20 protein-coding genes are annotated in these 15,503 nt (G+C 39.4%); 1 reads left to right on the top strand and 19 read right to left on the bottom strand.

Features of this window, described 5'->3' with window-relative positions; genetic code table 11:
• Window positions 1-642, top strand: coding sequence for a V-type ATP synthase subunit D (locus tag CGICJO_RS08680; protein ID WP_486498588.1), 642 nt, complete (start codon window positions 1-3; stop codon window positions 640-642).
• A 42-nt stretch (window positions 643-684) separates the two neighbouring features.
• Here CGICJO_RS08680 and CGICJO_RS08675 read toward each other — a convergent pair whose 3' ends face one another.
• The 19 genes from CGICJO_RS08675 to hemZ form a co-directional block, all read right to left on the bottom strand.
• Complete coding sequence (locus CGICJO_RS08675; protein ID WP_486498587.1) at window positions 685-1,539, bottom strand: LD-carboxypeptidase; 855 nt, start codon at window positions 1,537-1,539, stop codon at window positions 685-687.
• A 3-nt stretch (window positions 1,540-1,542) separates the two neighbouring features.
• Window positions 1,543-1,938, bottom strand: a complete 396-nt coding sequence (locus tag CGICJO_RS08670) for an SdpI family protein (RefSeq protein ID WP_486498586.1) — start codon at window positions 1,936-1,938, stop codon at window positions 1,543-1,545.
• 113 nt (window positions 1,939-2,051) lie between these two features.
• Window positions 2,052-3,677, bottom strand: a complete 1,626-nt coding sequence (gene groL, locus CGICJO_RS08665; RefSeq protein ID WP_087379073.1) for a chaperonin GroEL — start codon at window positions 3,675-3,677, stop codon at window positions 2,052-2,054.
• Between the two features lie 48 nt (window positions 3,678-3,725).
• Window positions 3,726-4,010, bottom strand: a complete 285-nt coding sequence (locus tag CGICJO_RS08660) for a co-chaperone GroES (RefSeq protein ID WP_087379071.1) — start codon at window positions 4,008-4,010, stop codon at window positions 3,726-3,728.
• Window positions 4,011-4,236: 226 nt separating this feature from the next.
• Window positions 4,237-5,334 carry an ABC transporter substrate-binding protein gene (locus CGICJO_RS08655; protein WP_486498585.1) on the bottom strand — a complete coding sequence of 366 codons (1,098 nt, stop codon included), beginning with the start codon at window positions 5,332-5,334 and terminating at the stop codon, window positions 4,237-4,239.
• A 148-nt stretch (window positions 5,335-5,482) separates the two neighbouring features.
• Window positions 5,483-5,818 (bottom strand): branched-chain amino acid transporter permease, encoded by a 336-nt coding sequence (locus CGICJO_RS08650; protein WP_486498584.1) that lies wholly within the window; start codon window positions 5,816-5,818, stop codon window positions 5,483-5,485.
• Window positions 5,815-6,531, bottom strand: coding sequence for an AzlC family ABC transporter permease (locus CGICJO_RS08645; protein WP_486498583.1), 717 nt, complete (start codon window positions 6,529-6,531; stop codon window positions 5,815-5,817). The genes CGICJO_RS08650 and CGICJO_RS08645 overlap by 4 nt, the downstream gene beginning before the upstream one ends.
• Window positions 6,532-6,568: 37 nt before the next feature.
• A complete protein-coding gene (locus CGICJO_RS08640) occupies window positions 6,569-7,696 on the bottom strand; it encodes a THUMP domain-containing class I SAM-dependent RNA methyltransferase (RefSeq protein WP_486498582.1) in 1,128 nt (375 codons plus the stop codon).
• A 210-nt stretch (window positions 7,697-7,906) separates the two neighbouring features.
• Entirely contained in the window at window positions 7,907-8,446 is a 540-nt protein-coding gene (gene hpf, locus CGICJO_RS08635) for a ribosome hibernation-promoting factor, HPF/YfiA family (RefSeq protein ID WP_486498581.1), read from the bottom strand.
• A 61-nt stretch (window positions 8,447-8,507) separates the two neighbouring features.
• A complete protein-coding gene (locus tag CGICJO_RS08630; RefSeq protein ID WP_087379059.1) occupies window positions 8,508-8,963 on the bottom strand; it encodes a S1 RNA-binding domain-containing protein in 456 nt (151 codons plus the stop codon).
• 54 nt (window positions 8,964-9,017) lie between these two features.
• On the bottom strand, window positions 9,018-9,434 hold the full coding sequence (locus CGICJO_RS08625) for an FtsB family cell division protein (RefSeq protein ID WP_486498580.1): 417 nt from the start codon (window positions 9,432-9,434) through the stop codon (window positions 9,018-9,020).
• A 6-nt stretch (window positions 9,435-9,440) separates the two neighbouring features.
• Window positions 9,441-9,884, bottom strand: a complete 444-nt coding sequence (gene yabQ / locus CGICJO_RS08620) for a spore cortex biosynthesis protein YabQ (protein WP_087379056.1) — start codon at window positions 9,882-9,884, stop codon at window positions 9,441-9,443.
• An 11-nt stretch (window positions 9,885-9,895) separates the two neighbouring features.
• Entirely contained in the window at window positions 9,896-10,174 is a 279-nt protein-coding gene (gene yabP, locus CGICJO_RS08615; RefSeq protein ID WP_486498579.1) for a sporulation protein YabP, read from the bottom strand.
• A gap of 56 nt (window positions 10,175-10,230) precedes the next feature.
• Window positions 10,231-10,470 carry an RNA-binding S4 domain-containing protein gene (locus tag CGICJO_RS08610; protein ID WP_486498578.1) on the bottom strand — a complete coding sequence of 80 codons (240 nt, stop codon included), beginning with the start codon at window positions 10,468-10,470 and terminating at the stop codon, window positions 10,231-10,233.
• Window positions 10,471-10,583: 113 nt separating this feature from the next.
• The gene (gene hbs / locus CGICJO_RS08605; protein WP_087379050.1) at window positions 10,584-10,871 is read right to left on the bottom strand and encodes a non-specific DNA-binding protein Hbs; all 288 of its coding nucleotides are present in this window, start codon (window positions 10,869-10,871) and stop codon (window positions 10,584-10,586) included.
• A gap of 36 nt (window positions 10,872-10,907) precedes the next feature.
• Complete coding sequence (gene mazG, locus CGICJO_RS08600; protein ID WP_486498577.1) at window positions 10,908-11,705, bottom strand: nucleoside triphosphate pyrophosphohydrolase; 798 nt, start codon at window positions 11,703-11,705, stop codon at window positions 10,908-10,910.
• A gap of 48 nt (window positions 11,706-11,753) precedes the next feature.
• Window positions 11,754-13,532 carry a putative polysaccharide biosynthesis protein gene (locus CGICJO_RS08595; protein WP_486498576.1) on the bottom strand — a complete coding sequence of 593 codons (1,779 nt, stop codon included), beginning with the start codon at window positions 13,530-13,532 and terminating at the stop codon, window positions 11,754-11,756.
• A 99-nt stretch (window positions 13,533-13,631) separates the two neighbouring features.
• The gene (locus CGICJO_RS08590) at window positions 13,632-14,006 is read right to left on the bottom strand and encodes a zinc-ribbon domain-containing protein (protein ID WP_486498575.1); all 375 of its coding nucleotides are present in this window, start codon (window positions 14,004-14,006) and stop codon (window positions 13,632-13,634) included.
• Window positions 14,007-14,026: 20 nt separating this feature from the next.
• Window positions 14,027-15,475: a coproporphyrinogen dehydrogenase HemZ gene (gene hemZ, locus CGICJO_RS08585; RefSeq protein ID WP_486498574.1), complete on the bottom strand. Its 1,449-nt coding sequence runs from the start codon at window positions 15,473-15,475 to the stop codon at window positions 14,027-14,029.
• Between the last annotated feature and the right edge of the window lie 28 nt (window positions 15,476-15,503).

Below are 15,503 nucleotides of genomic sequence, written 5' to 3'. Positions count from 1 at the left end.
ATGGCTATGCAGGCAGTTCCCACCAAGGGAAATTTAATGAATACCAAAAAGTCCTTAGCTCTTGCAAAAATCGGTTTTGATTTGCTTGATAAAAAGAGAAACATTCTCATAAGAGAAATGATGAGTCTTATTGACAAGGCAAATGAAATTCAGGGAAAAATCGACGACACCTATGCCGAGGCTTATTTAAAACTCCAAAAGGCAAATATCCTCATGGGTTTCTGTGATGAAATAAGCCAGACGGTTCCCCTGGACAACAGCATTAAGCTAAATTACAGAAGCGTAATGGGTGTTGAAATTCCCATTGTCACCATCGACGAAACACAGCCTGAAAACTTTCAGCTGGACTACGGTCTTTACACAACCACTGACGCTTTGGACGAAGCTCATTTAAAATTTGTAGAGGTTAAAAACCTTACAGTTTTACTTGCTGAAATCGAAAACAGCGTCTACAGACTTGCAGACGCCATTAAAAAGACTCAGAAACGTGCAAACGCTCTTAAAAATATAATGATTCCCCGCTTTGAGGAAACCATAAAATTTATAACCGACGCTCTGGACGAAAAAGACAGAGAGGAATTTTCAAGACTTAAGGTTATTAAAAGAACCAAGTCAAAAAACAGCGGTTCAGATAAAGAATAAAAAAATTACACAGCTTTGGGTAAATCTCAAAGCTGTGTTTTTTTATGGAATAAAAATATTCTTACCGATTTCTACAGCCCTTGAATAGGGACTGTGACCTATTTCTTGGGTTTTGACAACAGGCGTTTTTTCATCAATAAAATGCAATGCTATTTCCTCCAGGGCTTTTGTTCCCTGTTCCTTTTCAAGCTGTGTAAATGTTCCCAGTATTACTCCGTTTACTTTTTCAAAAGATTTTAAGCTTTTAAGCTGTGCAAACATGGAAGTGATTTTTGGAACATCCCCTCCAAGGCTTTCCAAAAGGAGAACCTTTCCGCTTAGGTCAGGAAAAAACTCCGTTCCCGCCAGTTTTAAAAAGCACCTTATATTTCCGCCTATCAAAATGCCTGAAAAGCTTTCTCCCCTTAAAAACCTGTATTTAAAATTCAGAAAATCATCGCTTATACTCTTATTAAAGTCATTAAACCTTTGTAAAGGGCTTTCTGAGCCGCTGTGCTTGATTATATTTCTTATCTGATACAGGAATGAGCTTGCTGAAGTTTTGCTGTACAGGGCGTTTATAAGGGCTGTAAGATCACTGTAACCAAAAAATGGCTTAGGGTTATTTTTTATAATATCAAAATCCAAGTAATTTAAAATTGTATTTGATAAATCTCCCCCTGATATATCGAATATGGCGTCAACTGTTTTATCCTTATAAAAATTTAAAAGTGCATCTGCCCTGTTTTTTTCTGTTTTTAAAAATGACAAAACATCATCTGAAAATATGTAGGGACTTTCCGCTGTTTCTATTCCTATTGTATACAATGTGTTTTTTAATTTTTGTATTTCGTCTTTTCTATCTATCGAAAGCGGATTTGAACAGCACACAAGGGCGGCTTTTCTTATTCTCTGCATAATTTAACCTCTCTTTTTCAATGCATAAATACCACACGCAACGACACCTAAAACAGCCTCTATAATTATGGGAACACTTATAGGTATTTGAATATTAGGATAAGAAGAAAACACAACCATATAAATCTGACATGTAAACAACACTATAAGAAGTGTAAAAAGAACAATCGTTGAGAAAGTCATAAATCTGTTTTCAAAATAATTCATTAACGGAATAAGCATTAAACCAATTACTACAGGTAAAAAGATAAACCATTTACTTCCGTATGAGCTTGCCTGAGTGCCGTTCCACTGTATGGCGATATTATACGGAAGAATAAAAAATGATATTACAGCAAACACAGCCATAACAGAAATACTGATAATTTCACAAATTGATTTTTTATCTTTTTTAATCACTACTATCACTCCGTTTCATAAGTCAATTATATCACACAAAACAAAAAAGTACAGCAAAAGCCGAAGCCTTTGCTGTACATATATTAAGATATTCTAAAGGAGTAAACTTTTTATCAATACATTCCGCCCATATCAGGTGCAGCTGGAACTGCTGGTGCAGGCTCCTTAATATCTGTTACCAATGACTCTGTTGTGAGAACCATTGCTGCAACAGAAGCTGCGTTCTGCAATGCGCTTCTTGTAACCTTAGTTGGGTCAACGATACCTGCAGAAATCATGTCTGTGTACTCTTCTGTAAGTGCGTTAAAGCCGTATCCAACCTTACCGGCTGATTTTACGTTGTTAACGATTACAGAACCCTCAAGACCTGCGTTAGCTGCGATCTGACGAAGTGGCTCTTCCAAAGCTTTAAGAACAATCTTAACGCCTGTTTTCTCATCGCCCTCTGTCTTGTTGTAAAGCTCTTCAACTGCCGGAATAGCGTTGATAAGTGCGATACCGCCGCCTGCTACGATACCTTCCTCAACAGCTGCCTTTGTAGCTGCAAGAGCGTCTTCGATTCTGAGCTTCTTTTCCTTCATTTCAATCTCAGTAGCTGCGCCAACCTTGATAACTGCTACGCCGCCTGCAAGCTTTGCAAGTCTTTCCTGAAGCTTCTCACGGTCAAAGTCAGATGTTGTTGTTTCAATCTGTGAACGAATCTGTGCAACTCTTGCTGCTATCTGACCCTTATCGCCTGCGCCGTCAACAATGATTGTATTTTCCTTGTCAACCTTAACCTGTCTTGCAGTACCGAGCATGTCAAGTGTAGCCTCTTTAAGCTCAAGACCAAGCTCTGATGTGATTACTGTACCGCCTGTGAGGATTGCGATATCCTGAAGCATTTCTTTTCTTCTGTCGCCAAATCCAGGAGCCTTAACTGCTACGCATGTGAATACGCCTCTGAGCTTATTGAGTACCAATGTTGTCAGTGCCTCGCCCTCAACGTCCTCAGCGATGATGAGGAGCTTTCTGCCTGACTGAGCGATTGGCTCAAGCAAAGGAAGAATTTCCTGAGTATTAGAAATCTTCTTATCTGTGATAAGGATATATGGATTGTCAAGCTCTGCAATCATCTTATCTGTATCTGTAACCATGTAAGGTGCGATGTAACCTCTGTCGAACATCATACCCTCAACAACGTCGCTGTATGTCTTTGCTGTCTTTGACTCTTCAACAGTGATAACGCCGTCCTTTGTAACCTTCTCCATTGCCTCTGCAATAAGGTTACCGATTTCCTCATCAGCAGAAGAAACTGTTGCAACTCTTGCGATATCGTTGCTTCCCTCAACAGCCTTGCTGTTCTTTGTAAGAGCCTCAACTGCTGCCTCAACTGCATTTGCGATACCCTTCTTAACTACCATTGGGTTTGCGCCTGCTGTAACGTTCTTCATACCCTCACGGATGAGAGCCTGTGCAAGCAATGTAGCTGTTGTTGTACCATCGCCTGCGATGTCATTTGTCTTGATTGAAACTTCCTTTACAAGCTGTGCACCCATATTCTCAAATGGGTCGTCAAGCTCGATTTCCTTTGCGATTGTAACACCGTCGTTTGTAATAAGCGGTGCGCCGAATTTCTTGTCTATAACAACGTTTCTGCCCTTAGGACCAAGTGTAATTTTAACTGTATCAGCAAGCTTGTCGATACCTTTCATAAGTGACTTTCTTGCTTCCTCACCATATGCTATTTGTTTTGCCATGATAAATTGCCTCCATTTATTTATACTATTCGCTTATTATCTTTTTAATTATTCTACAACTGCGAGAATATCGGACTGACGAACGATTGTGTACTCTTCGCCGTCAAGCTTAACCTCTGTGCCTGCGTATTTGCTGGAAATAACCTTGTCGCCGACATTTACATACATCTTAACCTCTTTTCCGTCTACAAGGCCGCCAGGACCAACTGCAACGATTGTTGCAAACTGTGGCTTTTCCTGAGCTGCAGAAGAAAGGATAATTCCGCTCTTTGTTGTCTGCTCAGCTTCCTCAACTTTAAGTACTACTCTGTCAAGCAATGGTTTAATATTCATAATATATATGTCCTCCTTTAAATAGCTATCATTGTTTAGCACTCTTTATCCTTGAGTGCTAAGTATATTTTATACCATATCTTTGAAAAAATCAAGTGTATTTTGACCTTTAAAGGGAAATTTTTTAAATTTCATAAAACTGACACATTGTCATATTCTTTACAGATACAAAAAAAGCAGGAAATAAAAATATACTCCTGCTTTTTCTAAATTATTCTTTTGTCTTTTATTCTTCGCTTTTCTCAGGCAATAAAACAGCTTTATTTTGAAGCGTTTCGTCAAGCTCAAAGCCAAGTTTCTCTTTTGCTTCCGTATTCACATAGAGAATAAGCTCGTTTAAGTATCTTACCGGCATCTCGGCAGGTGTTCCGTCATTTTGAAGAATTTCCACTGCCATAAGAGCTGACTGCTTACCTACATCCACATAGTCAATTCCATATGCGATTGTACAGCCCTTTTGAACCATCTCTTCATTGCCGCCCACAACAGGAATTCCGTGCTCGTAGGCTACAGCTGTTATTTTATCTATATTCTCTATCAAAAGTTCATCATAAGGAAGATAGATAACATCCACCTTTTCAATCATATCAGTTATATATGAATCAAAGTCTGTGGTATCATTTACAGGATATTTTTCAAATGTCATTTCATTTGTCTGTGCCTGTGTTTCTGCCAGAGAAACCTGTGTAACTGAACTTTCGTTTAACTCATCATATACAGCACCCACTGTTTTTGCTTCCGGGAAAGCTGTTTTTATTAAATCTATCTGTTCAATACTCGGTGAATAGTCAGATACGCCGGTAACATTGGCTCCGGGCGCTTCATTGGTGTCTATAAGCTCTGCTTCCTCCGGGTCATTTACAGCGCCGAAAACTATCGGGATATCCTTTGTGGCATTGTACGCTGCAACTGCATTTTCTTCGGAAATAGCAAATATCAAATCAACACCGCTGTCTACAATGCTTTGAGCCATATCTGAACACTTTTCGCTGTCACCCTCTGCGTTCATATAAACATACTCTACATTTACGCCCTCGGTAAAACCTCTGTGTTCCATAGCCAATACAAACTCGTCGTATACGTCGCTGTATTCCTGAGAATCGTCAAACTGCATTATTCCTATTTTATACTGACTCAACTCTTCGGTAGCTGTCATTGTTGTCTGTGGTTCAGTGGATGCAGGTTCGGTAGTATCAGTATTATCTTGATCTGAGTTATTGTTTACAATATACATTATTCCAAAAATTATTGCCAGCACGATTAAAGCTGCAACCGGTATAATAAATCTAAGGTTCTTTTTCATGTAATCATTAAGTACAAACATGTAATCATTCCTTACAAAATAATTTGCCGCAGATTTACACGACTACCTATATATTAACCAATAAGAAAGTTTTTGTCAACCTTAGCGGATTTCCGTGTCCGGTTATGAAAAAAGACAACTATCCAAAAGGGATAATTGTCTTAAAATCTCATATAAAAACAAACTGCACCAAAAGCATATAGAGTACAGTTCCTCCGCCTACTGACAGGAGAAGGTTATGTTTCCATTTATGGAGTATTACTATAACCACTATGGCTATAAGCTCGGGTAAACCGTATGTTCCTGAAATAAAAGAAACATCTTTTAAACAGTAAACCACAAGCATACCGATTACCGCAAAGGGCAAAACCTTACCAAGATATGATATAAAGGGAGGAACCGGTTTGTTTCCTCTGAAAAGCATAAACGGCAAGGCTCTCAAAACAAATGTAACTGCCGCAATAATCAAAAGAGTTATTACGGACTGAACAGCAGTCTGGGTCATCTGGAAAGCCTCCTTTCAAGAGGCGCTCTGAACACTGTCAGCGCTGTAAATATGCATATCATAGCAGGAATAAGGAAATATGTAGATAAAAGCGGCAAAAAGCTTTTAAAAATTATAAGACACAAAGCTGTGCATCCCACACCGATAAGCGCCGGACTGTGTTCTTTAGTGCTTTCCCACTGTTCAAGAAAGATAACCACAAAAAGAGCCGTCATAACAAAGTCTATGCCATTTGCATTAAACTCTACAAACTGTCCTATAATTCCTCCAACAGTACAGCCGGTAATCCAATAACAGTGGTTGAGAAGTGTGGTCACGAAATAATATCTGCCTTTATCTATGTATTCGGGAACGTATTGAGAACACACAAGAGAATAGGTTTCGTCTGTCAAACCGAACATGCAGTATATTTTTTTCGCCCCTATCCCCTTATATTTTTCAATAAGTGACAGACCATAAAACACATGCCTTATATTTACCGCCAAGGTCATTATCACTGCGTTAAAAATACTGAATGGCTTATTCAGCAAGTCAACCGCTACATACTGCATTGAGCCGGAATAGACCGTACTCGCCGTAAAGGTTGTCCACAAAAAGTGATATCCGCTTTTTGCCAAAAGCACTCCGAAACCACATCCAAGAAAAAGATACCCGAATAATATGGGTATTGTCTTTGGAAAGGCAACCTTAAATACATCTTTGTAAGAACTCAATTTTCATCACCCGCAAATTTTGTACATAAATTAAAGCTTATTTCTTTTTAACGCCATACATATAAACCTGGCATTTTATCATTCCGTTATAAAGCTTTCTTCTTTTATCGGCTTTTCTGCCGAAGCATTTTTCAAAGTCATCATCAGGACTTATAACCGTATATCGTATATCCGGAGTATGTTTATAGTTTTCTCCCAGCACCTTGTAAAGCTCTTCGGCACTTTTCAAATCCAGAAGTCTTTCACCGTATGGAGGGTTTGTTATAACCGTACAGCGTTCCTCAGGACATCTAAACTTTCTCACGTCGCCGTATTCAAATTTAATCATATCTGCGACGCCGGCTTTTTGAGCATTCTCCAAAGCAGTTTTTAAAGCTTCTCTGTCTATATCGTAACCGTAGCCCCTAAAGGTGCAGTCCTCACGTTCTGACTCCTTTGCTCTTTTCCTCTCCTCTTTCCATATATAGGAAGGAATCTGACTCCATTTTTCGGCGGCAAAATACCTATTTATACCAGGAGCGATATTTTTCGCCTTTAAGGCAGCTTCAATCAATATGGTTCCGCTTCCGCACATGGGGTCTGCAACCACATGATTTTTTCTTACACCGGATATTTCAGCCAACGCTGCTGCAAGAGTTTCCTTAATAGGTGCATCGTTTGCCTTTTCTCTGTATCCACGTTTGTGAAGTCCTGCTCCGGAAGTATCAATCATCACACTTACTCTGTCCTTGAGAATAAGAAACTGTATCTGATGAACCGGTCCGGTTTCCTCAAACCATGGAAGCATATATTTTTCTTTTAATCTTTCCACAACCGCCTTTTTGATAATCTTCTGGCAATCCGGAATACTGTGAAGCTTAGAGCTTAAGCTTCTTCCTTTTACCGGGAAAGCGTCGGTTTTGGATATGAATTTTTCCCACGGAAGAGCTTTAACACCCTGAAAAAGTTCTTCAAAGGACAGAGCTTCAAATTCACCCATGAGAATCTGTATTCTCTCAGCATATCTTGAGCAGATATTTGCTCTCGCCATCATTTCAAAGTCACCTTTGAAAATTACTCTGCCGTTTTCCGGGGAAACTTCCTCTGCCCCTAAAAATCTAAGCTCGTTGCCAACCAGACCCTCTATTCCCAAAAGGCATGGCGCTGAAAAGGTATATTTCGGCATATTATTCTCCTGTCGTTTTATATTTTTAAAAACAGCCACAATTAAGGGTACCGGGAAATCCCGATACCCTTTGTTCTCTGTTTAACCGCCCGAAGGCTTATTTATTTCTGTATCGTCATCAAATGCTTTTTTATTCACGTTAAGTCGTTGTACCTCAGAATATCTATTAAACAAAGCGAATTTTTACCTTGCCGCTGTGCGGCAGTAATGTTATTCTTCGATGGTTGGCTCCAAAAGTCCGTATGCGCCGTCCTCACGCTGATATACAACATTAGCTTCGTTGGTATCGGCATTTACAAACATATAGAACTTGTGACCAATCATATTCATCTGAAGAATTGCCTCGTCTACAGTAATTGGCTTAACGGGAACCATCTTTCTTCTAACAAGATGATAATCGTCCTCAACGTCTTCAGGTTCTGCATTATCTCCAACAACAAGGTCGTCGATTGAACCTTCTCTCAGCCTGCGGCTGAGTTTCGTCTTGTTTTTTCTTAACTGCCTTGACAACATATCTGTTACTGTATCTAAGGCATTGTTCATCTCAGCCTGTGAATTCTCAACACGATAAATCATACCGTTATCTCTGATTGTGATTTCAACAGTCTGACGATTTTTCTCAACCGTCACAACAACGCTTGCTTCTGCATCCTCGGAAAAAATCTTCTGGAATTTTGAAAGCTTCTTTTCTACCCTCTCTTTGAAATTATCTCTGAGTGTAACTTTTCTTGCTGTGTAAGTAATCTTCATAACAATGCCTCCTTTTAAGACCTTAAAAAATCCAAGATCTTATTTTTACATTATTTATTTTTTATCTTCTGCCATTGCCATTGCCTCTGCGGCTGTAGCCACGGCTTTCTCCGGCTCGTTTAAGGTCGGACATCTTGTCCTCGCTTGTCTGTTTAAATTTTGACATCATATCTTCAAAGCTTACCGGACCATCAGATCTTCTTGAGGGCTGCCATTCAAAATTTCCCGGTGATGTTACAGGAGCTGCTGCCTCTCGTGGCTTTCTCTTTGCAGGTTTTTTCTGTTCAACTGCCTGCTTCATTGAAAGACTTACCTTTCCTTTTTCTCCAAGAGAAAGAACCTTTACCTTTACAACCTGATTTTCCTTTACAAAGTCTCTGATTTCACTTACATATGTAGAAGCTACTTCTGATATGTGAACCATACCTGTTGTACCGTCCGGCAAATCAACAAATGCGCCAAACTTAGTAATTCCAGAAACTTTGCCTTCTAATATGCTGCCAACTTCAATTGCCATAAATTAAAATACCCCTTATGTTTTTAAAAATCCTTATTTATATAACAGATTATTTTATGAACCTGTAACATTTACAAAAACTCTTTCGCCGTTTTTAACATAGTCCAATTCAGTTCTGGCGATTTGTTCCATGTACTCGGCGTTTTCCTCGTCACTGTAATTTTTCACATTTTGAATTTCCTCAATTTTGATTTCCTGAACCATAATATCGGTTTCAAGGTCGCTGAGAGTCTGATGTTTTTCAAGAATCTCAATATGCTGATTCAAAAGTGTTACAACGGCATAAACCGCAAAAACAACAAGTGCTAATTTTATTGTAAGACCAATTTTATTGATCTTTTTCTTTTCCGGTTTTTTTATTTCTTTAAGCTCCGGCTTACCGTATGTTTTGGAAGCGGAGGATTCCTTTACAGTACCGGAAAGATTATCCTTTTTATCAGCAGTGGTTTTTGTCCTATTTTTTACTGCCAAAAGACTTCACCTTTTTCCTTTCGATAAAAAAATCTTTCTATATACCTTTACAATATTATACAACATTTTGTTTATATTTTTCAATAGTGTTTTGAGAAACTTTTGAAAAAATTTCTTTACAGCGGCGGAAATTTTTGCCGCAGCTGTAAAAATAAAACCGTACAGTTTTCCGGTCAGCTGTCCTATGGTCAGCCTCAAAACAGCAAAGGAAAAAGCACAGGCAAATATTGTGTACCAGCGCACCACTCCGCTGCTGAATCCCAAAGCAAATGTAAAGACCGAAAAACCTGCCGCAGTCATAAATAGAATGTCGCAGATAAAATTTGATATAAAGCTATTTGAAAAAATCCTGCGTATCAAGCGAAAAACCTCATATTCACCGTACACAAAAGCTCCCAGCACAAATGACCACAGCAGGCAGTGGTATTCCATTTCTATAGTAACTTCCATAAGAATACCGCCTACCTGAACAGCTTGGAAACAAGACCCTTTGAGGGTGTACCGGCTGTTGTATACTGCATGGCATTTACATTGCCCTCAACGGTTACATCGCCTGTATCAAGACTCAGCCTTGTTATATGCAATCCTGTGCCTTTTATCACAAGGCCGCCCATTTCGGTTATAAGACTTACAGTCTGCTCATCAAAACCCGAAACATCACGGACGCCTGTAAGCTCCATTTTTCTGCGGTTGTCGATAATAACGTTATGTGGTTTGGTCTGTATGCTATTTTCGTTCATAAAATCGCCTCCTGAATAAATTATATGGAAACGATTTAATTTATATAACTACATTATCAAACCGCTTTATACATGCTTCCCGCGTCCTCTTTTTTTGCGTATTCGTTTACGCTTACCACTTCAATTTTGATGGTGCGTGCTCCGAATACTATCTCTATAACATCGCCCACCTTTACATCGTAGGAAGCTCTTGCAATTTTTCCGTTTACCTGAACCTTGCCTGCGTCACAAGCCTCATTTGCAACTGTTCTTCTCTTTATAATTCTGCTGACTTTAAGATATTTATCAAGACGCATTTTCTTTCTCCTCTTTGTTTCCATATTTGATGTTATAACCATCTGTTTAATTAAAACTTAAAATTTTTAGAAATATAAAAAACAAAGGACCGACAAAATGCCGGTCCAAAAAATTACTCCTGTGAATCCTTATTTACGGCATCCTTGAATGCTCTTCCTGGCTTAAAAGCCGGTACCTTTGAAGCCGCAATTTCGATTGGCTGGTTAGTTCTTGGGTCACAGCCTGTTCTTGCGTTACGGGTTCTCTGCTCGAAAGTACCAAAACCTACAAGCTGAACTTTCTCACCTTCAGCAATGGTCTCTACTATTGTGTCCAAAACAGCATTGATTATCTTTTCTGCGTCCTGCTTTTTTACTTCGCACTTTTCTGCCACCGTTGAAATGAGTTCTGTTTTTTTCATAATTCTTCCTCCGTAAAACAAATATATATTAAAAATTTAATTACTGATTTTTTTAGCTTCATCCCAAAGTTCATCAAGAACTTCAATTCCCGCTTCCTTCATATTTATATCCTTTTCAGAAGCAAGCTCTTCAACCTTTCGGAATCTCTTGGCGAACTTGTCACAGGCATCGTAAAGGGCTTTTTCTGAGTCCTCTTTAAGAAAACGTGAAACATTTACCACTGCAAACAGCAAATCGCCAAGTTCCTCGTGGATGTTTTCTTTGTCTGAATTTTTTACAGCCTCTTTAAGCTCGGAAAGTTCCTCGGAAACCTTTTCCATTGCTCCGTTGACGTCGTCCCAGTCAAAGCCTACTTTGGCGGCTTTCTGCTGAACCTTTGTGCTTCTCATAAGCGCAGGAAGGCTCTTTGCCACGCTGTCAATAGCGTCGGACTGAGTTTTCTGTGACTTTGTTTTCATCTTTATGTTGTCCCAGTTTGTGAGCACCTTATCGGATGTTTCGGCAACAACATCGCCGAAAACATGTGGATGTCTTACGATGAGCTTCTTGCAGACGCCGTCGCACACATCGTCTATATTGAAACCGCCCTGTGACTGTTCAATCTCAGAGTGAAAAACAACCTGAAGCAAAACGTCTCCAAGTTCCTCTTTTAAAAGCTCTGAATCTTCTGTGTCGATGGCTTCTATTGCCTCGTAAGTTTCTTCAATAAAGTTCTGTCTTATGCTCTTATGGTCCTGCTCACGGTCCCAGGGACAGCCCTCGGGGGATCTGAGTATTTTCATTATTTCAACCAGGTCGTTAAAACCGTATGAATCCTTTTTTATGTAATCCAATACAATCACCCCTAAAAAAACAATACATACATTTTAACCTAAAATACTTCATTTTTCAAGTAGTTTTTCGATTTTTTCGCCCCCGGGAAATATTTTCATTTCTTCGGCAGAAAATGTCCGCAAAAGCACCAAAAATATCAAATAAATCACCGCAGAAACAGCAATAGATAACAAAACGGCAATTTTTTGAAACATTACCGAGGCAAATGCATTATATATTGCCGCCGCAAAAGAGCAACATATTATAGCTGAGATAAGGGGTTTCAGCACACAATTAAGCAGATTAGGCCTTACTTTTGCGTGCTTGCACAGACAGTAAAAAAGCCCGAAAAAGATGTATATATAGGCAAGAAGCGAGCCTACTGCCGCACCCTGAATATTTAGATTTACGTTTCTCACAAATAGGTAATTTATAAGTATTTTTATTCCCATTCCCACAACAAAAAATTTAAGAGGAAGTGATATTTTACCTATTGCCTGAAGCATACTGCAAACAGGCGTACATGCGGCAATAAATATAACGGACAGTCCCATTATTTTCAGAACTTTTGCGCCGATTACAGCCACATTTCCGCCGAAAAACAGACTCATAATCGGATACGACAAAAAGAACAATCCAAGCCCCGAAGGCAGTACAATCGCCATTGTAATTCTTATCACTGTTTCTATGGATTTCTTTATTTCCTTTTTGCTTCCCTTTGTAAAAGCCGTTGTGACGTTTGGCATTGCGCATGTTCCAAGCACCTGAGTAAGGGCTGTTATAAGCTGCATTATCGTCAAACTACAGCTGAAACATCCGAACAGATAGGTGTGAATGGTTATAGGATTTTCCGGCGTTGGAATAGCAGGTATGGTGTGGTTTAATGCTCCGTCAAAACATCTGAGCAGCTGCTCTCTGTTTTCCACTGCGGTATGATAAATCACATGCTGTATAATGGCTGAATCCACTGTTGAACTTATGCTCATCACCAAAGATGTTACGCCTATAGGAATAGCAGTTTTAAAAATCAAAAGAAAGGTTCTTTCACTTTCTTTTCTTTCAATTGGTTTTAAATAATACTCCTGGGGAATACCTCGCCTTGATTTTCTGTATTTGCAGATAAGATACAAACAGGAAAAAATGCTTCCCAGAGTAATTCCTCCGATTGCCGCCGCAACGGATATTCCCGCCAAGGTATTAACCGCCTCAGCTTCTGACTCAAAAGTCATTCCGAAAAAAGTCCCTGTCTTTTGATAATTGGCTGTTCCTGCAAATACCACTGCGGCGGCAAGTCCCAAACCTACAAACAGCTTGCACAAGGCCTCTATAACCTGGGAAACTGCCGTCGGCGACATGTTTCTAAGTCCCTCGAAATATCCACGGTAAACCGACGCAACGCATCCGAAAAAAATCGTGGGCGATAGTACAAGCATTGAATAGATTGCATAGGTCTGTTCTATAAGCTTTACGTAAAAAAAGCTTCCTGCTGCCATTATCAAAAAGCATATTAAGCCGGTAATAACAAAAAACGGTTTTGCGGATTTAAAAATTTTTCGCACCTCACGGAAATTTTCCCGTGCGGCGCTTTCCGAAATCAGCCTTGAAACAGCCACCGGAAAACCCGCTGTGGCTATGGTAAACAAGGGTATGTAAATTTCGTAAGCATTGCTAAAAAGTCCCGTGCCTATTCCTGCAAAATCATCTCCGAAAACGGCGAAAATTCGTGTAAGAAATATTTTGAAAAACATTCCGCATATTTTTACCGCAAACATCGCTCCTGTAAGCAGAAAGGCTCCTGTTATAAAATTGGAGGTCACGCCTTTTGCGCTGTTATTTTTTACTTTCATAATTTATCACCTGTAAAAAAATGGGCGGGCACAAAGCCCGCCTCTTATGTGCTTATTAAAAAATATGCACTACTTGTCTTTTTATTACAGGTTTTAAAATTAGTCTTCGCTTTCTTCCTCAAGAGAAGCTCCGCACTTATTGCAAAAGCTTGAATCCTTTGGAACTGCGTTTTTACATTTTGGACAAATTTTTCTGTTTCTCATTGAAGCACGCTTTGCCTGAACCGCATGTAACTGCTCCACAAGTATATCTATTTCCCCTGTCAAATCCTCAAGGTCGTCCAAATCCAATGAACCGGCCTTTACTTCGTTATAATAAAGTCTGCCAAGCTCCGTATACTTTTTCTCAATCTCGTTTTTGATGTTGTTGGCACTTATTGCCAAAACAGAACTGTCGGCAATATCTGTGGCTTTTTTTCCGAAATCATCTATAGCCGCTTTTGCGTTTACCATTACATCATCAAGAATACTCATATTACTGCCTCCTTTTTATATTAAAAGTATTTAGCATAAAATTCGGCTATGCCTTTTTTTCTTTCTATTATTTCATCAAACCTTGTATTGTATTCGTACGGATACTTAAAATTAAATATTCTTTCCAGTCTGTCTGTTCCGAATTCTTTAAGCTTGGTTACAGCCCCTGCTCCGCATCCCAAAACTGTATGGGTTTCGTCCATTACAAACACATTGTAACTGCTTTCAAATTCCTCTTTCGCCCAGCCTACATTTTCCAGATTTCCAACCATTCGGCTCTGTCTGTAAAGATAGTAGGGCTTATATCCCAGAGCTGAAAGCTTTTCTTTTGTGTATTCCAGCATAAGTGAAGCGGTTATTCCCTCCTGCTTCAAAATCTGTTTGCCCTCTGCGGTAAGTCCGGAGCTTTTTTTCATGGACAAAGTGTGAACGGTTATACTTTCCGGGTCAAGCTCGCATATACCGTCAAGTGTATTTCTAAAGCTTTCTATTGTATCTCCCGGTAAGCCTGCTATAAGGTCCATGTTTATATGTCCCACTCCAGCCTGTCTGGCAAGCTTAAAGGCGTCTATTGCCTGCTGAGCAGTATGGCGTCTGCCTATATTTTCAAGTACATTGTCGTTAAGTGTCTGAGGATTAACGCTGATTCTGTCTGCTCCGCCCTCTAAAACAGCTTTAAGCTTATCAAATGTTATTGTGTCAGGACGTCCGGCTTCTACGGTAAATTCTCTGCAATTGCTTAAATCAAAAGAGGATTTTATTGCGTCCAGCAGGATTTTAAGCTGTTCGGCCGATAAGGTTGTGGGAGTACCTCCGCCTATATAGACAGTTTCCAGATTAAGTTTTAAGCTCTCTGCAATTTCCGCAGTTTTCTTAATCTCTTTTACAAGCAATTCAAGATATGGTTCTACAAGGTGCTTTGCCTTTTCCACCGACTGGGAAACAAAGGAACAATAACTGCACCTGCTGGGACAAAAGGGAATTGAAACATAAAGACTGAAAGAATTTCTCTGAGAAAGGTCTAATATCTTTCTTTCATTCTTTTCGGTTTCGCAGGCAAGGTCTGTTTTTTCTTCGCTTACAAGAAGCTTTTCTCTGAAATATTTTTTTGCCTCTCCCTCACCCATATCGTCCTTTAATCTTCGCATGAGCTTTATTGGTCTTACTCCTGTAAGAAGTCCCCACTTAGGAACATATCCTGTATACTGGGTAAAAAGGTCAAAAACCAGAGTCATCAGCGCGAGCTCTTCGTCGCCCTCTGTCAGCGGCGCTGTTACGGTTTTGTCAAACTCACCGTCGAAGAGTCTTGCTTCCATTTTATCCTCTGTTATTGCAGTGTATACAAAAGGTGGTTTCATATCTTCTCCATCCATATATTTCAAAACCGTTATTTTGTCGTTGGGGAAAAACACCCTTGTCAGGTTTTCAAGTTCATATAAATAATCGTGGTTAAAGATATATACTTCCATTCCTTTAATTCTCCGTAATAAAAATTTG

Source organism: Candidatus Limousia pullorum (assembly GCF_057405065.1).
This window is presented reverse-complemented; position numbering and strand designations above follow the sequence as displayed.

Coding starts and splice junctions, on each gene's coding strand:
- CGICJO_RS08680 (WP_486498588.1), top strand. CDS start 1: ATGGCTATGCAGGCAGTTCCCACCAAGGGAAATTTAATGAATACCAAA.
- CGICJO_RS08675 (WP_486498587.1), bottom strand. CDS start 1,539: ATGCAGAGAATAAGAAAAGCCGCCCTTGTGTGCTGTTCAAATCCGCTT.
- groL (WP_087379073.1), bottom strand. CDS start 3,677: ATGGCAAAACAAATAGCATATGGTGAGGAAGCAAGAAAGTCACTTATG.
- CGICJO_RS08660 (WP_087379071.1), bottom strand. CDS start 4,010: ATGAATATTAAACCATTGCTTGACAGAGTAGTACTTAAAGTTGAGGAA.
- CGICJO_RS08655 (WP_486498585.1), bottom strand. CDS start 5,334: ATGTTTGTACTTAATGATTACATGAAAAAGAACCTTAGATTTATTATA.
- CGICJO_RS08650 (WP_486498584.1), bottom strand. CDS start 5,818: ATGACCCAGACTGCTGTTCAGTCCGTAATAACTCTTTTGATTATTGCG.
- CGICJO_RS08640 (WP_486498582.1), bottom strand. CDS start 7,696: ATGCCGAAATATACCTTTTCAGCGCCATGCCTTTTGGGAATAGAGGGT.
- hpf (WP_486498581.1), bottom strand. CDS start 8,446: ATGAAGATTACTTACACAGCAAGAAAAGTTACACTCAGAGATAATTTC.
- CGICJO_RS08630 (WP_087379059.1), bottom strand. CDS start 8,963: ATGGCAATTGAAGTTGGCAGCATATTAGAAGGCAAAGTTTCTGGAATT.
- yabQ (WP_087379056.1), bottom strand. CDS start 9,884: ATGGAAGTTACTATAGAAATGGAATACCACTGCCTGCTGTGGTCATTT.
- yabP (WP_486498579.1), bottom strand. CDS start 10,174: ATGAACGAAAATAGCATACAGACCAAACCACATAACGTTATTATCGAC.
- CGICJO_RS08610 (WP_486498578.1), bottom strand. CDS start 10,470: ATGCGTCTTGATAAATATCTTAAAGTCAGCAGAATTATAAAGAGAAGA.
- hbs (WP_087379050.1), bottom strand. CDS start 10,871: ATGAAAAAAACAGAACTCATTTCAACGGTGGCAGAAAAGTGCGAAGTA.
- CGICJO_RS08595 (WP_486498576.1), bottom strand. CDS start 13,532: ATGAAAGTAAAAAATAACAGCGCAAAAGGCGTGACCTCCAATTTTATA.
- CGICJO_RS08590 (WP_486498575.1), bottom strand. CDS start 14,006: ATGAGTATTCTTGATGATGTAATGGTAAACGCAAAAGCGGCTATAGAT.
- hemZ (WP_486498574.1), bottom strand. CDS start 15,475: ATGGAAGTATATATCTTTAACCACGATTATTTATATGAACTTGAAAAC.